A 23,258-nucleotide genomic window follows, 5' to 3' on the forward strand; every position below is an offset into this window, starting at 1 on the left:
GTTCGTTTTATTTCGACTTCCTGACACGCCCCCGCCATGGCCCGCTCTCCCGCCCTCGCCCCCGCCCTCGCCGCGCCCCGCGCGGCCGGGGGACGTGCGCCGGCCAAGTCGGCCCTTCAAAAGGGCCAGCTGACGCGGGCCACCATCTTGGAAGCGGCCCTGGCCCAGGCCTCGCACATGGGCTTGGAAGGCCTGTCCATCGGCGCCCTGGCCGACCAGACCGGCATGAGCAAGTCGGGCGTGTTCGCCCACTTCGGGTCCCGAGAAGAGCTGCAGATCGCTGTGGTGGCCGAGTACCACCGCCGCTTCGAGGAAGAGGTGTTCTTCTCGGCCCTGCGCGAGCCCCGCGGCCTACCCCGATTGCGCGCCCTGTTCGAGCACTGGGTCCGCCAAGTGGCCGTGGAGCTGGAGAGCGGCTGCATCTACATCAGCGGCGCCGTCGAGTTCGACGACCGCCCAGGCCCCGTGCGGGACGCCTTGGTGACCATGGTCAAGGCCTGGCACGCGGCGCTTCACAAGGCCATCCGCCTGGCCGTGGACGAGGGTCACCTGCGGGCCGACGCCCCCATCGACCAGGTGCTGTTCGAACTGCACGGCCTGATCCTGTCCTTGCACCACGACGCGCGCTTCCTGCGCAGCGCCGGGGCGCTGGAGCACGCGCGGCGCGGCTTCGACCGCGTCGTGGCCCCCGACCTGACCCCGGCCGGCCGCGAGGCCGAGCAGGCCCCCAAGGCGCGCAAGCCCCGGGCCACCCGTTCGGGCCCAACGGCCCGTTGATCGTTTCTTTCCCGCTGTACCCCCCCGTTCCAAGGAGACCTCGATGCCCACGTACAACCCGCCGCTCCGCGACATGCAGTTCGTGCTGCACGAGCTCTTCAACGTCGTCGACGAGCTGAAGATGCTGCCCGCCCACCAGGACATCGACGCCGACACGATCAACGCCGTGTTGGAAGAGGGCGGCAAGTTCTGCTCGCAGGTCATCGCCCCGCTGAACCTCAGCGGCGACAGCGAAGGCTGCCAACTGAACCGTGACACCCACGAGGTGCAAACGCCCAAGGGCTTCAAGGAGGCCTACCAGCAGTACGTGGAAGGCGGCTGGCCCGCGCTGAGCTGCGACCCGGCCTACGGCGGCCAGGGCCTGCCGTTCACGGTGAACCAGTTCTTCTACGAGATGCTGAACAGCGCCAACCAGGCCTGGACCATGTACCCGGGCCTGAGCCACGGCGCCTACGAGTGCCTGCACGCCCACGGCACCGACGATCAGAAGAAGCTCTACCTGCCCAAGCTGACGACCGGCGAGTGGACCGGCACCATGTGCCTGACCGAGCCGCACTGCGGCACCGACTTGGGCATGCTGCGCACCAAGGCCGAGCCCCAGGCCGACGGCAGCTACAAGATCACGGGCCAGAAGATCTTCATCTCGGCCGGCGAGCACGACTTCGTCGAGAACATCGTCCACCTGGTGTTGGCCCGCCTGCCGGACGCCCCGCAGGGCAGCAAGGGCATCTCGCTCTTCATCGTGCCCAAGTTCAAGGTCAACGCCGACGGCAGCATCGGCGAGCGCAACGCCATCTTCTGCTCGGGCCTCGAGCACAAGATGGGCATCCACGGCAACAGCACCTGCCAGATGACCCTGGACGGCGCCGTGGGCACCCTGGTGGGCCAGCCGCACAAGGGCTTGCAGGCCATGTTCGTGATGATGAACGCCGCGCGCTTGGGCGTGGGCAACCAGTCCCTGGGCCTGACGGAAGTGGCGTACCAAAACGCCGTGACCTACGCCAAGGACCGCCTGCAAATGCGCGCCTTGAGCGGCCCCAAGGCCCCGGACAAGCCGGCCGACCCGATCATTCACCACCCCGACGTGCGCAAGATGCTGCTCACGGCCCGCGCCTTTGCCGAAGGTGCGCGCATGCTGCAGGCCTACACGGTGCTGCAACTGGACAAGGCCTTCTACAGCGACGACGAGGACGAGAAGAAGGACGCCGAGGCCGAGCTGGCCCTGCTGACGCCCATCATCAAGGCCTTCATCACCGACAACGGCTGGATCGCCACGAGCCACTGCCTGCAGGTGTACGGCGGCCACGGCTACATCCACGAGTGGGGCATGGAGCAGTTCGTCCGCGACGCGCGCATCAACATGATCTACGAAGGCACGAACACCGTGCAGTCGCTGGACCTGTTGGGGCGCAAGGTGCTGCAGAACAACGGTGCCACCCTGAAGAAGTTCGGCAAGAAGATCGCCGAATTCATCGAAGAGGAAGGCACCAACGAGGCCATGCAAGAGTTCGTGAACCCGTTGGCCGACATCGGCGACAAGGTCACGAAGTTGACGCAGGAAATCGGCATGAAGGCCTTTGCCAACCCCGACGAAGTCGGTGCGGCGGCCGTCGACTACCTGCGCGTGGTCGGCCACCTGACCTTCGCGTACTTTTTCGCACGCGCCGCCAAGATCGCACTGGCCCAAGAGGCTTCCGGCGACCCGTTCTACCGTGCCAAACTGGCCACGGCTCGCTTCTACTTTGCCAAGTTGCTGCCCGAGACGGCCACGCTGATCCGCACCGCGCGTGCCGGCCTCAAGCCGCTGATGGAGATGGACGAAGCCTTGTTCTGACCCCCTCAATCGCCCCGCCAGCCGGGGCCCGCCACCAGGAGATGCCATGAAATCGTTGATCGCTGCAGCAGTGCTGGGTTGGGTTGCCACCGTCGCTCAGGCGCAGATGGTGCCCACGGGTTTGTGGAGGACCATCGACGACGAGACCAAGCAGCCCAAAGCCTTGGTCCGCATCTCCGAGTCGGGTGGGGTGGTCACCGGCAAGATCGAAAAGCTGTTCGACGCGGCCAAGCAAGACTCGGTGTGCGACCTGTGCACCGACGACCGCAAGAACCAGAAGGTCGTGGGCCTCACCATCATTCGCAATGTCAAACAAGACAGCGATGACAAGGGCCTGTGGGGCGGCGGCGAGATCCTCGACGCCGCGAAGGGCAAGACCTACAAAACCCGCCTCAAGCCCGTTGAGGGCGGCAAGAAGATGGAAGTGCGCGGTTACATCGGCTTCTTCTATCGCACCCAAGTCTGGGAGCGCGTCGAGTAACGCGCCCCTCCCTCAAGCCCGGCGATCCGACACAGCCGCCGGGCTTGATCACCCTCCGTTAGGAGCATTCCCGTGAGTCGATTCCAAGTTCGCAAAGTGGCCGTGCTCGGCGCCGGCGTGATGGGGGCGCAGATCGCTGCGCACCTGGTCAACGTCAAGGTGCCCGTGGTGTTGTTCGACCTGCCGGCCAAAGAAGGCCCGAAGAACGGCATCGTGACCAAGGCCGTCGAAGGCCTCAAGAAGCTCAAGCCCTCGCCCCTGGGCGACGCTGCCGAAGCCGCGCTGATCCAGCAGGCCAACTACGAAGAGCACCTCGAGCTGCTCAAGGGCTGCGACCTGATCATCGAGGCCATCGCCGAGCGCATGGACTGGAAGCTCGACCTGTACACCAAGATCGCCCCGTACGTGGCCGAGCACGCCATCGTGGCGTCCAACACCTCGGGCTTGAGCATCACCAAGCTGAGTGAGGTGCTGCCGGAGTCGATCAAGCCGCGCTTCTGCGGCATCCACTTCTTCAACCCGCCGCGCTACATGTACCTGGTGGAGTTGATCAACACGCCGACCACGCGTCCGGAAGTGATCGATCAGCTGGAGGCCTTCGTCACCACCAGCGTGGGCAAGGGCGTCGTGCGCGCCAAGGACACGCCGAACTTCGTCGCCAACCGCGTTGGCATCGCCGGCATGATGGCCACCATGATCGAGGCCGAGAAGTTCGGCCTGACCGTGGACGTCGTCGACGACCTGACCGGCAAGAAGCTGGGACGCGCCAGCTCGGGCACCTTCCGCACCGCCGACGTGGTGGGCCTGGACACCATGGCCCACGTCGTCAAGACGATGCAGGACAACCTGAAGGACGACCCGTTCTACAGCACCTACGCCACGCCCAAGGTGCTGGCCGGTCTGATCGAGAAGGGCGCGCTGGGCCAGAAGGCCGGCGGCGGCTTCTACAAAAAGGTGGGCAAGGAGATCCAGCGCCTGGACTTCGCCACCGGCGAGTACGTGGCCGGCGGCAAGAAGGCCGACGACATCGTGGCCCGCATGCTCAAAAAGCCCGCGGCCGACCGCATCAAGCTGCTGCGTGAATCGAGCAACCCCCAGGCCCAGTTCCTGTGGAGCATCCTGCGCGACTCGTTCCACTACGTGGCCGTGCACCTGGCCGACATCGCCGACACCGCGCGCGAGATCGACTTCGCCATGCGCTGGGGCTTCGGCAGCAGCCAGGGCCCGTTCGAGCTGTGGCAATCGGCCGGCTGGACCCAAGTGGCCCAATGGATCGCCGACGACATCGCCGCGGGCAAGACCTTGAGCAGCGCTCCGCTGCCCGCGTGGGTGACCGAAGGCCCCGTGGCCGCGGCCGGTGGCGTGCACACGCCCGAAGGCTCGTGGAGCGCCGCCGAGGGCAAGTTCAAGCCCCGCGCCAAGCTGCCGGTGTACGCACGCCAACCCTTCCCCGAGTCCCTGGTGGGCGAGGGCGCGGCCGACCCGCTCAAGAGCGGCACCGAGCTGTTCAAGAACGACGAGATCCGCGTCTGGACGCTGGATGGCGAGGTGGTCATCGCCTCCATCACCGCCAAGCTGCACCTGATCAGCCCCCTGGTGACCGAAGGCCTGATCAAGGCCGTCGAGATCGCTGAAGCCGATTACAAGGGCCTCGTGGTGTGGAGCCCGGACGACGTGTTCAGCGCCGGCGCCAACCTCGAAAGCCTGATGCCCGTCTTCATGAAGATGGGCAGCAAGGGCATCGCGCCGGAAGAGAAGAAGCTGCAGGACGCGATGCTGCGCATCCGTTACGCCAACGTGCCGGTCGTGGCGGCCATGCGCGGCCTGGCCCTGGGCGGCGGCTGCGAGCTGGCCATCCACTGCGCCCGCCGCGTGGCGCACGTCGAAAGCTACGTGGGCCTGGTCGAAGTTGGCGTGGGCCTGGTGCCCGGCGCGGGCGGCCTGACCTACATCGCCCGCCGTGCCGCTGAAATGGCCGCGGCCGGCAATTCCGGTGCCGACGTCTTCACCTTCTTGAAGGACGGCTTCCTGAGCGCGGCCACCGCCAAGGTCGCCACCAGCGCCCACGAGGCCAAAAAGCTCGGCTACCTGCTCGAGAGCGACGTCATCGTCCCGAACAAGGACGAGCTCTTGCACGTGGCCACGGCCACCGCCAAGGGCATGGCCGAAGCCGGCTACCGCCCGCCGCACAAGGCCGTGTTCCCCGTGGCTGGCCGCAGCGGCATTGCCAGCATCAAGGGCCAAGTGGCCAACATGCGCGACGGCGGTTTCGTCAGCGCCCACGACTACCACCTGGCGGCCGCGATCGCCGACGTGGTGTGCGGGGGCGAGGTCGAAGCCGGCTCCTTGGTCACCGAGGAGTACCTGATGGCGCTGGAGCGCAAGCACTTCTGCTCGCTGCTCGACAACCCCAAGACCCAAGAACGGATCATGGGCATGTTGCAGACCGGCAAGCCGGTTCGCAACTGAGGCTTCGGATCCCCCGGTCATGGCCAACCCCAACCGCCTGCAGCGCACCCTGGGCAAGCTCGACGGCTTGCCCGGACCGCTGCGCCGCGCGGCGCGCAACCTCGCGTTGCGCCGTGCCGTGCCCTTCACGGGCACGGCCGGGCTGGACTTCGTGGCGCTCACCCCCGAGCGCAGCGAGATCCACATCGCCAACCGCGGCAAGGTGCAGAACCACATCGGCGGCGTTCACGCTGCCGCCATGGGCCTGCTGGCGGAAACGGCCACCGGCATGGTCGTCGGCATGAACGTGCGCGACGACTGCCTGCCCCTGTGCAAGACGATGAAGGTGGCGTTCAAGAAGCGCGCCACCGGGGCCCTGACGGCCCAAGCCCACCTGACGGACGACCAGCGGCACCTGCTGGCCACGCAGACCAAGGGCGAAGTCATCGTGGCCGTGACCGTGACCGACGAAGCCGGCGTGCAGCCGATCGAATGTGAATTTGTCTGGGCCTGGATCCCGAAGGATCAGAAGCCCGCAAACGGAAGGAATCCATCATGAGCAAGCAAGTGCAAGACGCCTACATCGTCAGCGCCACCCGTCTTCCCATCGGCAAGAGCGGCCGTGGGTACTTCAAGAACACCCGCCCCGACGAGATGCTCGTCAAGGTGATGCAAGCCGCCCTGGCCCAGGCGCCGGGCCTGGAGGCCTCGGCCATCGAAGACGCCATCGTGGGCTGCTCTTTCCCCGAAGGCGAGCAGGGCATGAACATCGCCCGCGTGGCCAGCGTGCTGGCCGGTTGGGGCAACGGCGTCGGTGGCGTCACCATCAACCGCTACTGCGCTTCGGGCATCACCGCCGTCCAGATGGCGGCCGACCGCATCCGCGTCGGTGAAGCCGACGTCATGTTCGCCGGCGGCGTCGAGTCCATGTCCATGATCCCCATGGGCGGCAACAAGCCGTCGCTGAGCCCGCTGATCTTCGAGAAGGACGAGAACATCGGCATCGCCTACGGCATGGGCCTGACCGCCGAGAAGGTGGCCGCGCAGTGGAAGATCAGCCGCGAAGACCAAGACGCCTTCGCCTACGAGTCGCACCGCCGCGCCGTGGCCGCCATGCAGGCCGGTTACTTCGACGCCGAGATGACCCCGTTCGACGTGGTTGAGCGCACGCCCAACCTGGCCGATGGCAGCATCAACACCAAGACCCGCACCGTGAAGCTGGACGAAGGCGCCCGCCCCGACACCAGCGTCGAAGGCCTGGCCAAGTTGAAGCCGGTGTTCGCCGCCAAGGGCAGCGTGACGGCCGGCAACAGCTCGCAGACCAGCGACGGCTCGGGCGGCTTGCTCATCGTCAGCGAGGCCGCGCTCAAGCGCTACAACCTGACGCCGCTGGCCCGTTTCGTGTCCTTCGCCGTCAAGGGCGTGCCGCCGGAAATCATGGGCATCGGCCCCATCGAAGCCATCCCCGCCGCGCTGAAGATGGCCGGCCTGAAGGCCTCGGACCTCGGCTGGATCGAGCTGAACGAAGCCTTCGCTGCGCAGTCGCTGGCCGTGTTGAACGACCTCGACAGCAAGGGCATCGAACTGGACCGTGCCAAGGTCAACCCCAACGGTGGCGCCATCGCCCTGGGTCACCCCTTGGGCGCCACGGGTGCCATTCGCGCCGCGTCGGTCATCCATGGCCTGCGCCGCACCAAGCAGAAGTACGGCATGGTGACGATGTGCGTCGGCGCCGGCCAAGGTGCCGCCGGCATTTTTGAGGCGCTTTGACCTGAGGGATTGACCATGGACCGACGGCACTTCGTGTTGACGGGGGCCGTCGCGTCCACGGCCTCCCTGAGCGCCTGCAGCGGCAAGCTGGAGGCCTTCGCCACCTTGAAAGAAGCCCGCGAGCGCGTGCTCGACCTGCGCTTCAACACGCCCACCCACGACAGCCCGTGGAGTTTGAGCGAGCTGCTGCAGCACCTGGCCCAAAGCATCGAGTTTTCGATGAAGGGCTACCCCGAGATGAAGAGCGCGGCCTTTCGCGCCGTGGTGGGCAACGCCGCCTTCGCGGTGTTCAACGCCCGCGGCTCGATGAGTCACGGCCTGACCGAGCCCATCCCCGGCGCCCCGGCGCTGGACGCCAAAGTGGCCCTCAAGGACAGCGTGCAACGCCTGCTGGACGCCCTGGCCGCCTTCGAGGCCTGGGGCGGCCCCTTGAAGCCGCACTTCGCCTATGGCGAGCTGGACAAGGCGCAGTACACCCGCGCTCACCTGATGCACTTGGTCAACCATTGGCAGCAATTGCGCTTCGCCCCCCGGCCGAGCTGACCGACCTGTTCATGCACCCCACCGTTCTGCGTGCCGGCTTCAACTGCTGGCCGCCTTTCCTGTTCGCCGGCGTGCACGTCACGCACCTGTCCCGCGACTGGCGCCACGCCCGGGTCGAGCTGCGCGCGCGGCCCTGGAACCGCAACTACGTCGGCACCCACTTTGGCGGCAGCCTGTTCGCCATGACCGACCCGTTCTGGATGATCCTCATCCTGCGCGCGCTGGGCCGCGACTACTTCGTGTGGGACAAGGCCGCCGCGATCGAGTTCGTCAAGCCCGGCCGCGGCACGGTGCACGCCGCCTTCGACCTGGACGACGCCACGCTGGACGCCATCCGCCAGGCCACCGCCGACGGCAGCAAGCACCTGGTGTGGCTGCCGGTGGAGGTGAAGGACGCCGATGGCGAGACCGTGGCGCGCGTGCGCAAGCAGGTCTACATTCGCCGCAAACCCGCCGCCCGCGGCACCACCCCTGAATCGGCCCCCGCATGAGCATCAAAACCGCCACCTTGAACGGCGTCGCGACGATCGAGATCGCCCGCCCCGAAAAGAAGAACGCCATCACCTCGGCCATGTACGAGGCCATGGCCGAAGCGCTGAACGCCGCCAACGCCGACCCGAAGGTGCGCGCCGTGCTGATCACCGGCCAGCCCGGCCTGTTCACCTCGGGCAACGACCTCGAAGACTTCATGGCCCGCCCGCCGCGCGACGCCGACGCGCCGGTCTTCCAGTTCATGCAGGCCCTGCTGGGTTGCGAGAAGCCCGTGGTGGCCGCCGTCACCGGCGCGGCCATTGGCATCGGCACCACCTTGCTGTTGCACTGCGACCTCGTCTACGTGGCCGACGACAGCCGGCTGGCCATGCCCTTCGTGGCCCTGGGCCTGGTGCCGGAGTTCGGCTCCAGCCTGGTGGTGCCACGGCTCATGGGCCACGTGAAAGCGGCCGAGAAGCTCTTGCTGGGCGACCCGATGACCGGCGCCGAGGCCGTTGAGTTCGGCATCGCCAACGCCGTGCTTCCCTCGGGCGAGGTGGTGAACCACGCCCGCCGCATGGCCGAGCGCTTCAACACCTTGGCGCCCAGCGCGGTGCGCGCCAGCAAGAAGCTGATGCGCGGCCCCGGCCTGGCCGAGCTGCAGCGCGTGATTCAGGAAGAGGCCGAGATTTTTGCCGCGCGCCTGCGCAGCCCCGAGGCCATGGAGGCCTTTCAGGCCTTCTTCCAAAAGCGCGCGCCCGACTTCACGAAGTTCGAGTGATCGCCGCGTGATCGCTTCGGTGCCGCACCCCCGGGTGCTGACCGCCGCCAAGGTGGTCCTGTCGCCTTTGCTGCTCTTGCAGGCCGTGCGCGTGCGGGCCACGGCCCTGCAGTTGCCCGAGGCCGAAGGCCCCCGGCGAGGCCGGGTGCGCGCCCCTGCCGGCCGCGCGCGCAGCGACGCTCCCTTGCGCTTGTTGGTGGTGGGCGACTCGTCCGCGGCCGGCGTGGGCGTTGCGCACCAGCGCGAGGCCTTGGTGGGCCACCTGGCGCGCACCTTGGCCGACGAACTCGGCCGCCCCGTGCACTGGCAGCTGGTGGCACGCACGGGCGACACGACCGGCGAGGCCTTGGCCCACCTGCGCGAGCACCAGGCCCGCGGCGACCTCGACCCCGCCGACCTGCTGGTCACGGCGCTGGGCGTGAACGACGTGGTGCAGCAGGTGCCCGTGGCACGCAGCCTGCAGCAGCTGCAGGCCCTGCACACGCTGGCCAGCGAGGCGGCCGGCGTGCGCTACTGGTTGCACAGCGGCCTGCCGCCCATGCACCAGTTCCCGCTGCTGCCCAAGCCCTTGCGCTGGGTGTTGGGCAGCCAGGCCGAGCTGCTCAACCGCCACTTGCAAGCCAGCCTGGGCGACCAGCGCGACCGCGCGCTGCGCCGCCTGCCACCGGCCCTGCGCGTCGATGCCGACCGCGGCTTGATGGCCGCCGACGGCTTCCACCCCGGGCCCCAGGGCTATGCGGTGTGGGGCCGAGCGCTGGGGCAGTTCGCCGCGTCGCGCTGGCGCCGGCAGCAGCGCGCCCACTGAGCCTTCGGCCGAGGCGCCGCGGCCTTCGCGGGGAAGGATCGGTGCCTCGGTTCCAATCGGCGCATGAACTCGCGCCAAGGCTGGGGCGTCGGGATGGCCGCGCTCGGTGCCGTGGGCTTCTCGGGCAAGGCCATCATCGTCAAGCTGGCGTACCGCCATGGGGTCGACGCCGTCACCCTGCTGATGTGGCGCATGCTGCTGGCGCTGCCGCTGTTCCTGGCGCTGGCCTGGTGGGCAGGCCGCGGCCGACCCGCCTTGAGTGCCCGCGACTGGCGCGACATCGGCGTGCTCGGCTTCACCGGCTACTACCTCGCCAGCTTCCTGGACTTCGCCGGCTTGCAGTACATCAGCGCCGGCCTGGAGCGCCTGATCCTCTACCTGAACCCGACCCTGGTGCTGCTGCTGGGGGTGCTGTTCCTGGGACAGCGCGTGGGGCGGCGCCAAGCCGTGGCCCTGGCCCTGAGCTACGCCGGGGTGCTGCTGGTGTTCGCGCACGAGGTGCGCTACGACGGGGTGGCGACCTGGATCGGCAGCGCCCTGGTGCTGGGCAGTGCGCTGAGCTACGCCGTGTACTTGGCCCTCAGCGGCCAGGTGGTGAAGCGCTTGGGGGCGCTGCGCCTGACCGGGCTGGCCACCACGGTGGCCTGTGGCTTGTGCCTGCTGCAGTTCGCTTGGCTGCGCCCGCTGGACGCGGCCTGGGTGCCGCCGGCCGTCGTGGGCCTGTCGGTCGTCAACGCCACGGCCTGCACGTTCGCCCCGGTGTTGCTGGTCATGCTGGCCATCGAGCGCGTGGGCGCCCCGGTGGCCGCGCAGGTGGGCATGGTGGGCCCGATGAGCACCTTGCTGCTGGCCGCCTGGTTGCTGGGCGAGCCGCTCACGGCCTGGGTGGCGGTGGGCACCGGTCTGGTGTTGGCCGGCGTTGCGGCGCTGGCGCGCCGAAGTTGATCAGGTGCCGCTGACGGCCGGGCCCACCTGGAAGGGCCGGGACTTGCCCTCGTCGTCGATGGCCACGTAGGTCAGCTCCGCCTCCGTCACCTTCACCACCTGCGGGTTCTTCGGGTTGCGCTCGGCGTACACCTCGACCTTCACGGTGATGGACGTGCGGCCGACGCGGGTCACGTGGGAGTAGAAGCTCAGCAGGTCGCCCACGGTCACGGGCTGCTTGAAGATGAACTCCTTCACCGCCACGGTGGCGATGCGCCCCCGTGTGATGCGCGAGGGCAGCACGGAGCCGGCCAAGTCCACCTGCGCCATGATCCAGCCGCCAAAGATGTCGCCATTGGCGTTGGCGTCGGCCGGCATGGGGATCACGCGCAGGGCCAATTCGCGGTCGGTGGGGACCTGGGTGGGGTCCATGAAGGGGCTGGCCAGTTCGGGCATGGGCGTCGGGGGTCAAAGGTCGATGCGCGTTTGTAGCGCACGGCGGGCCTCAAGCGGCGGCAATCACTCGGTTGCGCCCACTGTGCTTGGCCTGGTAGAGCGCGCGATCGGCGCGTTGGTACAGGGCCAGGGGCGTGTCGCCCGGCTCGGCCATCGCCAGGCCCAAGCTCATCCCCAGCCAGCCCTGCTCGCTGCCCGCGTGCGGCACGCCCCGCTCGCGCAGGGCGGCCAAGGCCTGCGTGGCCAGGCGCATCGCGTCGGCCTGGCTCGCGCCGTGCAGCACCACCGCCATTTCTTCGCCGCCCAACCGGGCCACCAGGTCCAGCGGTCGCGAGGCCATGGCCTGCAGCACCTCGGCCACCGTTTGCAGCGCCGCGTCCCCGGCCGGGTGGCCGTACACGTCGTTGAAGCGCTTGAAGTGGTCCACGTCGGCCAGCACCAGGGCCAAGGGCAGGCCATCGCGCTGCACTTGGCGAACCAAGGCTTGGAGGCGATCGTCGAAGAGGCGCCGGTTGCACAAACCGGTCAGTGCGTCGTGGCCCGCTTGCCAACCCAACTCCGCGCGCAGCAGGAACTGCTCGCGCTGCGCGTACTCGCGGTGGTAAGCGCCGAAGGCGGCCAAGAGCGCGGTCAGCACCATCAGTCCCGCGAGGTACAGGAATCGGCCTTGCGCGGCCCCCTCGAGCTGCAGAACGCCCACCGCGCTCATGCCCGTCAGGCACACCGCGGCCAGGGGCAGGGTTTGCCGCAGCGTCAGGCCGATGGGCAAGAACAAGCCCGCCACCAGCAACAGCAAGATCTCCAGCGGCTGGAAGCCGCCCAGGCGCAGGTAGCAAGTGGCCCCCCAGGCGCCGCCCACGGTCACCACCAGGGCGGTGGCCACGACCCAGCGTCGCCGGTGAGCGCCCAGGGGATGGCGCCAGGCACGCCAAGTGGCCCCCAACAAGACCGCTGCCACGACCCCGCGCACGAGCAGGAGCTCGGTCCACAGCCCAAGCTGGGCGGGCGGCAGCCGGTCGGGTTGCATGCGCACCGGGTCCAGGGCGGTGAACACCAGCCAAACGACGGTGATGAGCAGCGACAACCACGCCAAGCGGCGGTCCAGTCCCCGGTCGAAGTCCGCCATGAAGGCGGCCTCCAGGTCGGGCTCGAAGCGCAGGCGACCGAAGCCCTGCCGAAGCTGCCGCGCGTACGCCGTGCGCTGGGCTTCGGTGATGGGGAACAGGGTGTCTTGCGTGGGCATGGTGCGGCGGCCGAGGCTTGTCGATTGTGGGGAGCGGGTCTTCCGGGCGGACCCCCGAGAATCGATGGCCCCCCCTCGTTCTCGCCATGCGCCCCGCTGCCCCGTCTGTTCCCCTTTCGCCCCCGGCCGCTGCCGGGGCCCCCCGCCGCGACGGGGAGGTGCTCAAGAAGCTCTTGCCCTACTTCTGGCAGTACCGCTGGCGCGTGGCCCTGGCCCTGGGCTTCATGGTGGGCGCCAAGCTGGCCACGGTGGGCGTGCCGCTGCTGCTGAAAAAGATCGTCGACCAACTCGACGCCGCGCAGGCCAACCCGCTGTTCGTGCTGCCCGTGGGCCTCTTGGTGGCCTATGGGGCGCTGCGGCTGTGCACCTCGCTGTTCACCGAGTTGCGCGAACTGGTGTTTGCGAAGGCCACCGAGGGCGCGGCGCGTGCCATCTCCTTGCAGGTCTTCCGCCACCTGCACGACTTGAGCCTGCGTTTCCATTTGGAGCGTCAAACCGGCGGCATGACGCGCGACATCGAGCGCGGCACGCGCGCCGTGCACTCGCTGATCAGCTTTTCGCTCTACAGCATCCTGCCAACCTTGATCGAGGTGGTCCTGGTGCTCAGCCTGTTGGGGGGGCTGTTCGATTGGGCCTTCGCCGCCATCACCGGCGCGGCCCTGGTGCTGTACGTCACCTACACGATCACCGTCACCGAGTGGCGCACCAAGTTCCGCCGCCAACTCAACGAGATCGACTCGGCCACGCACACGCAGGCCATCGATTCGCTGCTGAACTACGAGACCGTCAAGTACTTCGGCGCCGAAGACTTCGAGGCCCGCCGCTACGACGCCAGCCTGGAGCGCTTGCGGCAGGCGCAGCTCAAGAGCCAAACCACGCTGAGCCTGCTCAACACCGGGCAGCAACTCATCATCGCCACCGCCCTGGTGCTGATGCTCTGGCGCGCCACCCAGGGTGTGAGCGAGGGGCGCCTCAGCCTGGGCGACCTGGTGATGGTCAACGCCTTCATGATCCAGCTCTACATCCCGTTGAACTTCCTGGGGGTGCTGTACCGCGAGATCAAGCAAAGCCTGACCGACCTGGACAAGATGTTCGGCCTCCTGGGCCGCGAACGCGAGGTGGCCGAGGCGCCGGGAGCGCCGGCGCTGCGCGTGCAAGGCGGCCGGGTGGAGTTCGATGCCGTCGACTTCGCCTACGACCCGGCACGCCCGGTGCTGCACGGCGTCAGCTTCACCATCGAACCCGGCCAGCGCGTGGCCGTGGTGGGGCCCAGCGGCTCGGGCAAGAGCACGCTGGCCCGCCTGCTGTTCCGCTTCTACGACGTGAAGGCCGGGGCGGTGCGCATCGACGGGCAAGACATCCGCCACGTCACGCAACACAGCCTGCGCCAGGCCCTGGGCATCGTGCCGCAGGACGCCGTGCTGTTCAACGACACCCTGGGCTACAACATCGGCTACGCCAAGGAGGGGGCCACGCCGGCCGAGATCGAGGCCGCGGCGCAGGCCGCGCAGCTGGACGGCTTCATCCGCAGCACGCCCCAGGGCTATGGCACGCGGGTCGGCGAGCGGGGCTTGAAGCTCAGCGGCGGCGAGAAGCAGCGCGTGGCCATCGCCCGCACGCTGCTGAAGAACCCGCCCATCCTGATCTTCGACGAGGCCACCTCGGCGCTCGATTCGCACAACGAACGCGCCATCCAGGCTCAGCTCGATGCCGTGGGGCAGAACAAGACGGTGCTGGTGATCGCCCACCGCCTGTCCACCGTGGTGGACGCCGACCAGATCCTCGTGCTGGAGGCGGGCCGCATCGTCGAGCGCGGCCGGCATGCCGAGCTGCTGGCGCGGGGAGGTGCCTATGCCCGCATGTGGAATCTGCAGGCAAACTCGCAAGCACCGGACGCCTGAACCATGGAAACCAAGTGGCTTGAAGACTTCGTGAGCCTGGCCGAGACGCGCAGCTTTTCGCGCTCGGCGCAGCTGCGCCACGTCACCCAGCCGGCGTTCTCGCGCCGCATCCAAGCCCTGGAGGCCTGGGCCGGCATGGACTTGGTGGACCGCAGCAGCTACCCCACCCGGCTCACGCCGGCGGGCGAAACCCTGCTGGCGCAGTCCATCGAGATCCTGGCCAACCTGCAGGCCACGCGCAACATGCTGCGCAGCCACCAGGCCACGGGCGCCGACATGATCGAGTTCGCGGTGCCGCACTCCTTGGCCTTCAGCTTTTTTCCGCACTGGCTGATGGAGCTGCGCAAGCAGCTCGACCCCTTCAAGTGCCGGCTCAACGCCGCCAACGTGCACGACGCCGTGCTGCAACTCAGCGAGGGCCATTGCGACTTGCTGCTGGCCTACCACCATGCCAGCCAGCCCTTGCAGCTGGACCCCGAGCGCTACGAGATGCTGAGCCTGGGGCACGACACCCTGGCGGCCTTTGCCCGGCCCGACCCCGACGGGCAGGCGCTGTTCCGCCTGCCCGGCCACCCGGGCCAAAAGATCCCCTTCCTCGCCTATGCCGAGGGCGCTTATCTGGCCCGCTTGGTGGAAATCATCGTCAAGGAAGCCGGCGTGCCCTTGCACCTGGACGCGCTGTACGAAACCGACATGGCCGAGGGCCTCAAGGCCATGGCCATGGAGGGCCATGGCCTGGCCTTCTTGCCGGCCAGCTCGGTCAAGCGCGAGCTGCGCGCCCGCCGTCTCGTGCCCGCGGCGCCGCCCGGCGCCTTCGAATTGCAAGTCGCGCTGCGCATTTACCGCGAGCGCCCAGAGCACAAAAAGCGCCCCAAACCGGCCGCCACGGCCTTGTGGGACTTCCTCGCGGCCCGGCAGCCGGCATGAGCCCATGCCGAGTCGGCGGCCCCGGGAAACCCTGGGCGGCCTGATGCCTGCGGAGGGGCTCTGCTAGGGTTGCGCTTTTGGCCCTCGGGGTCGATCGCAGGAGTCCTCATGTCGAAGAAGTCGGTGCTAGCCCTGTCCCTGGTGTTGGCCGTGGCCGCGGTGCAGGCCAACACGAGCGACACGCTCAAAAAAATCAAAGACAGCGGTGCCGTGACCATGGGCGTGCGCGAGTCCTCGGGCGCGCTGTCGTTCACCCTGGGTGACGGCAAGTTCGCCGGCTACCACGTCGAGGTCTGCGACAAGGTCTTGCGGGTGGTGCAAAAGCAGCTGGGGCTGACGCAGCTCACCGTGCGTTACCAGCCGGTGACCTCGCAGAACCGCATCCCGCTGGTGCAAAACGGCAACGTCGACATCGAGTGTGGCTCCACCACCAACAACGCCACGCGCCAAAAGGACGTGGCCTTCGCGGTGACCACCTTTGTGGAAGAAGTCCGCATCGCCGTCAAGGCCAACTCGGGCATCACCAGCATCAACCAGCTGAACGGCAAGACGGTGGCCACCACCACGGGCACCACCAGCGTGCAAACGCTGCGCCGCCATGAGCGCGCTAACGGCGTGGATTTCAAAGAAATCTTGGGCAAGGACCACGCCGACAGCTTCTTGCTCTTGGAGTCGGGCCGGGCCGACGCGTTCGTGATGGACTCGCAGATCTTGGCCGGCGCCATTGCCAAGAGCAAGAAGCCTTCGGACTTCAAGATCGTTGGGGAAACGCTGTCGGTCGAGCCCATCGCCATCGTGTTCCGCAAGGACGACCCCGCCTTCAAGAAGGCCGTGGACGACGCCATCGTCGGCCTGATGAAGTCCGGCGAGCTGGCCAAGATGTACGACAAGTGGTTCGTGCAGCCGATTCCGCCCACCCAAACCAGCCTGAACCTGCCGGCCAGCGTGGCCACCAAGGCGGCGTGGGCCAGCCCGAACGACAAGCCGATGGAGGACTACGCGAAGAAGTGACGCGTGGCCACAGCCTTGGCTGATTTTCGCGGGCGCCTCAGGCGCCCGCTGTCCTGTTCGACGGAGGGAGCGTGATGTCGGCGGATTGGTGGCAAAGCCAGCGGGAGCTTTGGTGCAAGGACACCGTGGAACTCACGGTGATTGAAGGCTGCATGGGCAAGGCCCCCGGCGTGCAGACCTACCTCGACATGCTGTTGTCGGCCTGGGGTTGGACCGTCGCGGTGGCCGGCATCGGCATGGCCGTGGCCTTGGTCGTTGGGTCCTTGGTCGGCGTGGCCAGAACCACGCCGATGCGGGGCTTGGTGCTGCTCGGCGACGCGTGGACCGAACTCTTTCGCAACGTGCCGCTGATCGTGCAGTTGTTCCTCTGGTTCTTCGTGGTGCCCGAGTTCGTGCCTCTGTTGAAGCAGGCGCCCAGTGTGGCGCTGGCGGGGGTTGGGCTGGGTTTCTTCACCTCCGCCCGCATCAGCGAGCAGGTGCGCGCCGGCATTCAAAGCATTCCCAAGGGGCAGTGGCATGCCGGTTTGGCGATCGGGCTCAGCCTGCCGCAGACCTACCGCCACGTGTTGCTGCCCGTCGCCTTCCGCGTGGTGATCCCGCCGCTGACGTCCGAGTGCATGAACGTCGTCAAGAACAGCGCGGTGGCCTTTGCCGTGAGCGTGGCGGAACTGACGCTCATTGCCAAGCAAGTGGGTGAAGAAACGTCCCAGCACACGGCGGTCTACGCCGTCGTGACCTTGCTTTACTTCGTCACGGCCTTCTCGGTGTACCTCCTGGCCAGTGGCATCGCAAAGGCGGTGCAAGTCCCCGGCGTGGCGGGGGGGGGTGGTCGGTGAACCTGGACTTTGGTTTTGTCACCGCCGAGTACCTCACCGTCTTTGTCCTGAAGGGCCTGGGCTTCTCGTTGCTGTTGACCCTGGTGGCGATGGTGGGGGGCATCGCGCTGGGAACCGTGTTGGCCCTGATGCGCTTGTCGAAGCAGCCTGTCCTGAGTTGGCCGGCGGCGGGGTACGTCAACCTGATGCGCTCGGTACCGCTGGTGATGGTCATCCTGTGGTTCTTCCTGCTCCTGCCCAGCGGCGTGTACCAGCAGATCGGGGGGCAGTGGGCCGACGACAACAAGGTCGCGATTTCGGCCTTCATCACCTTCACCTGCTTCGAAGCGGCCTACTACAGCGAAATCATTCGGGCGGGCATTCAGTCCGTTCCCCAAGGCCAATCTCAGGCGGGGGCGGCCCTGGGGATGCGGCCGTCCCAAACCATGCGCCTGGTGGTGCTGCCGCAAGCCTTCCGGAACATGCTGCCGGTGTTGCTGACCCAGACCATCATCCTGTTCCAGGACACCTCGCTGGTGTACGCCATCGGCGCCTCGGACCTGCTGCACGCCTTCGATTACGCCCGCACCAACCTCGGGCGCTCGATCGAGGGCAACCTGTTGGCCGCGGCCGTCTACTTCGCCATCTGCTTCAGCCTGTCGCTGGCCGTGCGCCAGTTGCAAAAGCGCATCCAAGTCATCCGGTGACCGCATGATCGAAATCGACAACGTCAGCAAGTGGTACGGCAGCTTCCAAGTGCTGACCGACTGCAGCACGACCATCCAGCAGGGCGAGGTCGTCGTCGTGTGTGGCCCCTCGGGCTCGGGCAAGAGCACGCTCATCAAGACGGTGAACGCGCTCGAGCCCATCCAGCAGGGCGACATCCGTGTGGCCGGCCAGTCCATCACCGCCAAGGGCACGAACCTGCCGCAGTTGCGCGCCAAGGTGGGCATGGTGTTCCAGAACTTCGAGCTGTTCCCGCACCTGTCGGTCACCGAGAACCTGACCCTGGCGCAGACCAATGTGCTGGGCCGCAACCCCACGGACGCCACGGCGCGGGGGTTGAAGATGCTCGACCGCGTGGGTCTGCTGGCGCACAAGGACAAGTTCCCTGGCCAGCTCAGCGGCGGCCAGCAGCAGCGCGTGGCCATCGCCCGCGCGCTGAGCATGGACCCCATCGCCATGCTGTTCGACGAGCCGACCAGCGCGCTCGACCCCGAGATGGTGGGCGAGGTGCTGGACGTGATGGTGCAACTGGCCCAAGAGGGCATGACCATGATGTGCGTGACGCACGAAATGGGCTTCGCCCGAAAGGTCAGCCACCGGGTCATTTTCATGGACGCGGGCAGGATCGTTGAAGACTGTCCGAAGGACGACTTTTTCGGTCGGCCGGACGCGCGCAGCCCCCGCGCCCGCGAGTTTTTGTCGAAGATCCTGGCCCACTGACTTCCGAGCTCGATGCCATGAACCGACGTTTCCTTTGGCCCCTGCTGGCCGCCGCCGCGCTGACGGCCTGCGCCACCCCGTCCCCGCCCCCCGCGCCGGCGCCCGACACCCTGGTGGCGGTGAGCGCCGACCACAAGTTGGTGCGCTTCAACGCCGCCCGCCCCGGGGTGTTGCAGTCCAGCCTGGCCTTGCGCGGCCTGAAGCCGGGCGAGCAGATCGTCGGCATCGACTACCGCGTGGCCCGCGGCGAGCTGTACGCGTTGGCCGACAGCGGGCAGCTCTACCGCGTCGACGTCGACCAGGCCGTGCTGGGCCCCGTGGGCGAGCCGGTGCCGCTGCCAGGCGGCAAGGCCGGCCCCTGGGGCGTCGACTTCAACCCCACGGTGGACCGCCTGCGCGTGGTCAATGCGCAGGGCTTCAGCCTGCGCCGCCACCCGGGCACCGGCGCCCAGGTCGACGGCGACCCCAACACGCCCAGCGTGCAGCCCGACGGCAACCTGCGCATCGACCCCGCCGACGGCACGCCCCGCCCCGTGCGCATCGTGGCGGTGGCCTACACCTACAACAAGAACGACGAGAAGCTGACGACGAACTACGCCATCGACGCGGCCCAGGGCCGCCTGATGGTGATGGGCAGCGTGGAAGGGCAGCAGCCCGTGGTCTCGCCCAACACCGGTCGCCTGCGCGACGTAGGCCCCTTGGGCATCCCGGCTTTTCAGCGCGCCCACTTCGACATCGCCGACGTGCGCAACACCGCGTACCTGAGTGCCTCGCATGGCAGCGGCGCCGACGTGCTCTACCGCGTGGACCTGGGCACCGGCCAGGCCACGCGCATCGGCCCCATGGCCGCCAGCGGCCCGCTGCGCGGCTTGGCCGTTCAACCCTGAGGAGGGCGCATGCCCAGCACCCAATGGAAAGAGGTCTTCCTGCCCGGTGAGGGCGAGCGGCACGTGGCCGCGGCGCGCGACATCGTGGCGATGCAGCGCCGCAAAAGCGAGAGGTACGGCCGCGGCCGGGCCCTGCACCGCAAGGGCACCGGGGCCGCGCTGGGCCGGCTGACCGTCGCCGGCGGCTTGCCCGCCCACGCCGCCCACGGCCTGTTCGCGAAGCCCGGCGAGCACCCGGTGTGGGTGCGCTTTTCCAATGGTGGCGTGGACGTGCAGAGCGACCGCCGGCCCGACATCCGCGGTTTTGCCTTCCGGGTGTTCGACGTTCAGGGCGAGTCGGCGCTGGGCGGGCCCACCGACCACCAGGACTTCTCGCTGATCAACCAGACGCGCTTCGCCTTCCCCACCAGCGAGCATTTCCTGCAGCTGGTGCTGGCCGCGGGCAAGGGGCCGGGCGCGCTCTTGGCTTGGTTCTTCAAAGCCTTCGGGCCGCTGGGCGCGCTCAAACGCTTGAAGGAGATGGCGGGCACCTTCAAGCGCCCCTTCACCGGTTACGCCACCGAGTCGTTCAGCAGCGTGCTCCCCATCGCGTGTGGGCCTCACGCCTGCAAGGTGCGGCTGCAGCCTTTGTCCCAGCGCACGCCGCGCCCCGAGGCGGCGGCCGATTGGGGCGCCGACTTCGCCGCGCAAGCCGCCGAAGGCCCGATCCGCTACGCGCTGCAGCTGCAGTTCTTCGAAGACGAAGCGCGCACGCCCATCGAAGACGCCACGGTGGAGTGGCCCGAGTCGGTCGCGCCTTGGCTCACGGTGGGCGAGCTGGTGGTGCAGGCGCCGTCGAAGGACAAGGTGTTCCTGGAGCAGATCGAACGCGGCGTCTTCGACCCCTGGCAGGCCCTGGCGGCGCACCGCCCGCTGGGCGAGGTGATGCGCGCGCGCAAGGTCGTGTACTTCGAGTCGGAAAAGGCGCGCGGCGCCTCGGCCTGATGCCCAGGCCGACCGGACAGGCCACGTCGCGGGCCCAGCGCCGAAACGCGATCGTCGTCAGCGCCGTGGGCGTGCTGCTGGGCAGCTTGAAGGCGCTGTTGCTGTTCGCGGTGACGGGCGCCTGGGTGTGGCTGCTGGTGCTGCCGGTGTTGGTCGGCTGGGCCTGGCACCGGCTGGGGCAGGGCGCCTACCCCGCGGGCCCGCCCACGCCGCCGGATGCGGCGGGCGGTGCGGAGACCGGCGCTTCGTCCTGAAGCGCGCGCAGGCAGCGCAGGCACAAGCAGCCTTCCCAACGCGCCGCGAGGGCGGCTTGTTGCTCGGCGCTCAGCGTCAGCTCGAAACAGGCGCAATGCCCATCGCGCGCGCCACAGTCGAAGCCGCCGCCGCAGCGGGGGCAGGTGCTGGCCTCAGGCATACAAGCCCGCGTGCTGCTCGCGCAGCGCCTTCTTCTGCACCTTGCCCATGGCGTTGCGCGGCAGCTCGGCCACCACCAACAGGCGCTTGGGGCACTTGAAGGCCGCAATCTGGCCGCGCAGCGTGCGCAGCAGGGCCTCGGGGTCCAGGGTGGCGCCGGCCTGCGGCACCAACAGCGCGGTCACGGCCTCGCCGAAATCGGGGTGGGGCAGGCCGATGACGGCACTCTCCTGCACGCCGGGCAGCGCGTTCAGGTGGCCCTCCACCTCGGCCGGGTAGACGTTGAAGCCGCCGGTGATGACCAGGTCCTTGGCGCGTCCCACCAGGTGCAGGTAACCGTCGGCGTCCAGGCGGCCCAGGTCGCCGGTGCGAAAGAAGCCGTCGGCCGTGAACTCGGTGGCGCTGAGCTCGGGGCGCTTCCAGTAGCCGCCGAACACGTTGGGGCCCTTCACCTCCACGCCGCCCACGCCCTCGGCGTCGGGCTGGGCGATGCGCAGCTGCACGCCGGGCAGGGCCGGGCCCACGCTGGCGCGGCGGCGTTCGCCGCGCAGCGGATTGCTGGTCAGCATGCCGGTCTCGCTCATGCCGTAGCGCTCCAAGATCACCTGCCCGGTGCGCGCGGTGAAGGCGTCGAAGGTCTCGGCCTGCAGCGGGGCCGAGCCGCTGACGAACAGGCGCACGCTGGCGGCGGCCTCGCGCGTGAAGCCGGCGAAGCCCAGCAGCCGCGTGTACAGCGTGGGCACGCCCATGAACACCGTGGCACCGCGCAGCTGCTGGGTCACCAGCACCGGCTCGAAGCGCGGGCACCAGCGCAGGCGGCTGCCGCTCATCAAGGCGCAGTGGCTGGCCACGAACAGGCCGTGCACGTGGAAGATGGGCAGTGCGTGCACCAGCACGTCGTCGGGCGTGAAGCCCCACAGGGCCACCAAGGTCTCGGCGTTGCTGCGCAGGTTGCCGTGCGTCAGCAGCGCGCCCTTGCTCACGCCCGTGGTGCCGCTGGTGTACAGGATGGCCGCGGCGTCGCCGTCGGCGCGGGGCAGCACGGCGTCCGTCAGGCGGGGCAGCAGCTGGGTCGCGCGGTCCAGCAGCGTGCCTTGGCGCTCGGTGCCCAGGGTGAACACCCAGTCGACCTCGTGCTGGAAGGCCAGCTTGCTGGCCCAGTGGAAGGCCTCGGGCGCGACCACCAGCAGGCGCGGTTCGGCGTCCTTCAAAAAGTGCGCCAGTTCGGCCTTTTGGTAAGCAGGGTTCAGCGGCACCAGCACCAGGCCGGCGCGCAGGCAGGCCAGCCAAACCATCAGAGCCTCGACCGATTTCTCGGTCTGCAGCATCACCCGCTCGCCGGGCTGCAAGCCCAGGTCGGTGAACAGGGTGGCCAGCAGCGCGCTGCCTTGGCGCAGGTCGTCCCAGGTGTAGGCGAGGTCGGAATCGGCCAGTTCGATGGCGGTGCCGCTGCGCGGCCACGCAGCACTGAGCGCTTGGTACAGGTTCATGGGCCGAAGGATAGGGTCGGCCAGCCCCTGGGGTCAGGGTTTGGCCTTGGCCGGGCGCAGGCCATCCAGCTTGGGCAGCGCGGCGTTCAAGCGCGCCAGGGCGGCTTGCTGCTTCATGGCCTTCGGGAAGGCGAGGTAGAGCCGGTCGCGGGCGATGGGGGTGGGCAGCCACACGAAACGGTCGCGCTGCCCGCTCAGCTCGGGGTGGGAGGCCAGCACGGCGTCGAAGCCGGCGCGTCCGTTGCCCACGAGGGCGCCGTCGACGTGATCGCGCAGCAGCTTGCGCAAGCGGCTCGTCACGCCGATATCGCGCTCGACGCGGAACAGGCCGTCGGCGATGGCGCGGTCCACCTCGTCGCCGTAGCTGGCACCGGTCACGCCACCCAGGGTCTTGCCCTTCAGGTCGGCCAATTGCGTGAGCTTGAAGGCCTTGTCCTTGAGGGTGACAACGTGGATGTCGTCGTTGAACAAGGGGGCGGAGTAGTCGAACCATTCGGCCCGCTCGGCCGTCCACGACACGCCCATGAGCCCGCCATCGCCACGCTTGGCCAGTTCGAGGGCGCGTTTCCAGGGCACCAGTTCGATGTCGTAGCGGTCGCCGGTCAGGGCTTCAGCGCGGCGCAGGATGTCCACCAGGAAGCCCGCGGGCTTGCCGTCTTGCAGGTGCACGACCGGGGCGTACTTGTCGTCGCCATAAACCTTCAAGGTGTCGGCCGTCGCGCCAGTGCCCAGGCCCCAGGCCACCGCAACGACGCCCAGCCAACGCTGCCAAGCCACCATGTCTTTCTCCTGCAAACGCGCCGGGTCGAGGATAGAGCGGGGCCGTGCCGCTGCATACCCGGGTTGGCAC

General features: G+C 68.4%; 25 protein-coding genes. 20 read left to right on the forward strand and 5 right to left on the reverse strand.

Annotated elements, in window-relative coordinates; genetic code table 11:
• The first annotated feature begins 36 nt into the window (after positions 1–36).
• From EOD73_RS09550 to EOD73_RS09600, 11 genes are all read left to right on the forward strand, one after another.
• Positions 37–777 carry a TetR/AcrR family transcriptional regulator gene (locus EOD73_RS09550; protein WP_127682762.1) on the forward strand — a complete coding sequence of 247 codons (741 nt, stop codon included), beginning with the start codon at positions 37–39 and terminating at the stop codon, positions 775–777.
• A gap of 43 nt (positions 778–820) precedes the next feature.
• On the forward strand, positions 821–2,611 hold the full coding sequence (locus EOD73_RS09555) for an acyl-CoA dehydrogenase C-terminal domain-containing protein (protein WP_127682763.1): 1,791 nt from the start codon (positions 821–823) through the stop codon (positions 2,609–2,611).
• A 46-nt stretch (positions 2,612–2,657) separates the two neighbouring features.
• Complete coding sequence (locus EOD73_RS09560; RefSeq protein ID WP_127682764.1) at positions 2,658–3,092, forward strand: DUF2147 domain-containing protein; 435 nt, start codon at positions 2,658–2,660, stop codon at positions 3,090–3,092.
• Between the two features lie 72 nt (positions 3,093–3,164).
• Positions 3,165–5,561, forward strand: coding sequence for a 3-hydroxyacyl-CoA dehydrogenase/enoyl-CoA hydratase family protein (locus EOD73_RS09565; RefSeq protein ID WP_127682765.1), 2,397 nt, complete (start codon positions 3,165–3,167; stop codon positions 5,559–5,561).
• A 19-nt stretch (positions 5,562–5,580) separates the two neighbouring features.
• Positions 5,581–6,099 carry a DUF4442 domain-containing protein gene (locus EOD73_RS09570; RefSeq protein WP_127682766.1) on the forward strand — a complete coding sequence of 173 codons (519 nt, stop codon included), beginning with the start codon at positions 5,581–5,583 and terminating at the stop codon, positions 6,097–6,099.
• Positions 6,096–7,310 carry an acetyl-CoA C-acyltransferase gene (locus tag EOD73_RS09575; protein ID WP_205702444.1) on the forward strand — a complete coding sequence of 405 codons (1,215 nt, stop codon included), beginning with the start codon at positions 6,096–6,098 and terminating at the stop codon, positions 7,308–7,310. The genes EOD73_RS09570 and EOD73_RS09575 overlap by 4 nt, the downstream gene beginning before the upstream one ends.
• A 15-nt stretch (positions 7,311–7,325) precedes the next feature.
• Positions 7,326–7,853 (forward strand): DUF1569 domain-containing protein, encoded by a 528-nt coding sequence (locus EOD73_RS09580; protein WP_127682768.1) that lies wholly within the window; start codon positions 7,326–7,328, stop codon positions 7,851–7,853.
• 11 nt (positions 7,854–7,864) lie between these two features.
• Complete coding sequence (locus tag EOD73_RS09585) at positions 7,865–8,344, forward strand: DUF4442 domain-containing protein (protein ID WP_127682769.1); 480 nt, start codon at positions 7,865–7,867, stop codon at positions 8,342–8,344.
• Positions 8,341–9,105: an enoyl-CoA hydratase gene (locus EOD73_RS09590; RefSeq protein WP_127682770.1), complete on the forward strand. Its 765-nt coding sequence runs from the start codon at positions 8,341–8,343 to the stop codon at positions 9,103–9,105. The genes EOD73_RS09585 and EOD73_RS09590 overlap by 4 nt, the downstream gene beginning before the upstream one ends.
• A gap of 7 nt (positions 9,106–9,112) precedes the next feature.
• The gene (locus tag EOD73_RS09595) at positions 9,113–9,910 is read left to right on the forward strand and encodes an SGNH/GDSL hydrolase family protein (protein WP_164846017.1); all 798 of its coding nucleotides are present in this window, start codon (positions 9,113–9,115) and stop codon (positions 9,908–9,910) included.
• A 63-nt stretch (positions 9,911–9,973) separates the two neighbouring features.
• On the forward strand, positions 9,974–10,855 hold the full coding sequence (locus EOD73_RS09600) for a DMT family transporter (protein WP_127682772.1): 882 nt from the start codon (positions 9,974–9,976) through the stop codon (positions 10,853–10,855).
• On the opposite strand, the gene EOD73_RS09605 is transcribed toward EOD73_RS09600, so the two are convergent.
• A complete protein-coding gene (locus EOD73_RS09605; protein WP_127682773.1) occupies positions 10,856–11,290 on the reverse strand; it encodes an acyl-CoA thioesterase in 435 nt (144 codons plus the stop codon).
• Between the two features lie 49 nt (positions 11,291–11,339).
• On the reverse strand, positions 11,340–12,533 hold the full coding sequence (locus EOD73_RS09610; protein WP_127682774.1) for a GGDEF domain-containing protein: 1,194 nt from the start codon (positions 12,531–12,533) through the stop codon (positions 11,340–11,342).
• An 86-nt stretch (positions 12,534–12,619) separates the two neighbouring features.
• On the opposite strand from EOD73_RS09610, the gene EOD73_RS09615 reads away from it, so the two are divergent.
• The 9 genes from EOD73_RS09615 to EOD73_RS09655 all read left to right on the forward strand — a co-directional run bounded on the left by EOD73_RS09615 (position 12,620) and on the right by EOD73_RS09655 (position 20,758).
• The gene (locus tag EOD73_RS09615; protein WP_127682775.1) at positions 12,620–14,434 is read left to right on the forward strand and encodes an ABCB family ABC transporter ATP-binding protein/permease; all 1,815 of its coding nucleotides are present in this window, start codon (positions 12,620–12,622) and stop codon (positions 14,432–14,434) included.
• A gap of 3 nt (positions 14,435–14,437) precedes the next feature.
• A complete protein-coding gene (locus EOD73_RS09620) occupies positions 14,438–15,361 on the forward strand; it encodes a LysR substrate-binding domain-containing protein (protein WP_127682776.1) in 924 nt (307 codons plus the stop codon).
• Between the two features lie 108 nt (positions 15,362–15,469).
• Complete coding sequence (locus EOD73_RS09625; protein WP_127682777.1) at positions 15,470–16,372, forward strand: transporter substrate-binding domain-containing protein; 903 nt, start codon at positions 15,470–15,472, stop codon at positions 16,370–16,372.
• Between the two features lie 74 nt (positions 16,373–16,446).
• Complete coding sequence (locus tag EOD73_RS09630; RefSeq protein ID WP_127682778.1) at positions 16,447–17,208, forward strand: amino acid ABC transporter permease; 762 nt, start codon at positions 16,447–16,449, stop codon at positions 17,206–17,208.
• Positions 17,205–17,894, forward strand: coding sequence for an amino acid ABC transporter permease (locus tag EOD73_RS09635; protein WP_127682779.1), 690 nt, complete (start codon positions 17,205–17,207; stop codon positions 17,892–17,894). Before EOD73_RS09630 ends, EOD73_RS09635 begins: the two co-directional genes overlap by 4 nt.
• Positions 17,895–17,898: 4 nt before the next feature.
• Complete coding sequence (locus tag EOD73_RS09640; RefSeq protein WP_127682780.1) at positions 17,899–18,633, forward strand: amino acid ABC transporter ATP-binding protein; 735 nt, start codon at positions 17,899–17,901, stop codon at positions 18,631–18,633.
• 17 nt (positions 18,634–18,650) lie between these two features.
• Positions 18,651–19,520: a DUF4394 domain-containing protein gene (locus EOD73_RS09645; RefSeq protein ID WP_127682781.1), complete on the forward strand. Its 870-nt coding sequence runs from the start codon at positions 18,651–18,653 to the stop codon at positions 19,518–19,520.
• 9 nt (positions 19,521–19,529) lie between these two features.
• Entirely contained in the window at positions 19,530–20,504 is a 975-nt protein-coding gene (locus EOD73_RS09650) for a catalase family protein (protein ID WP_127682782.1), read from the forward strand.
• Positions 20,504–20,758, forward strand: a complete 255-nt coding sequence (locus tag EOD73_RS09655) for a hypothetical protein (RefSeq protein WP_127682783.1) — start codon at positions 20,504–20,506, stop codon at positions 20,756–20,758. Before EOD73_RS09650 ends, EOD73_RS09655 begins: the two co-directional genes overlap by 1 nt.
• On the opposite strand, the gene EOD73_RS09660 is transcribed toward EOD73_RS09655, so the two are convergent.
• Genes EOD73_RS09660 through EOD73_RS09670 form a run of 3 tightly spaced genes read right to left on the reverse strand, consistent with a single transcriptional unit; the run spans position 20,692 to position 23,188 of the window.
• Positions 20,692–20,919, reverse strand: a complete 228-nt coding sequence (locus EOD73_RS09660; protein ID WP_127682784.1) for a cysteine-rich CWC family protein — start codon at positions 20,917–20,919, stop codon at positions 20,692–20,694. The genes EOD73_RS09655 and EOD73_RS09660 overlap by 67 nt on opposite strands.
• Positions 20,912–22,408: an AMP-binding protein gene (locus EOD73_RS09665; RefSeq protein WP_127682785.1), complete on the reverse strand. Its 1,497-nt coding sequence runs from the start codon at positions 22,406–22,408 to the stop codon at positions 20,912–20,914. Before EOD73_RS09665 ends, EOD73_RS09660 begins: the two co-directional genes overlap by 8 nt.
• Positions 22,409–22,441: 33 nt before the next feature.
• Positions 22,442–23,188, reverse strand: a complete 747-nt coding sequence (locus tag EOD73_RS09670; protein WP_127682786.1) for a substrate-binding periplasmic protein — start codon at positions 23,186–23,188, stop codon at positions 22,442–22,444.
• Positions 23,189–23,258: the final 70 nt, after the last annotated feature.

The organism is Inhella crocodyli (genome assembly GCF_004004565.1).
In the GTDB taxonomy this organism is placed as follows: Bacteria; Pseudomonadota; Gammaproteobacteria; order Burkholderiales; family Burkholderiaceae_C; genus Inhella; species Inhella crocodyli.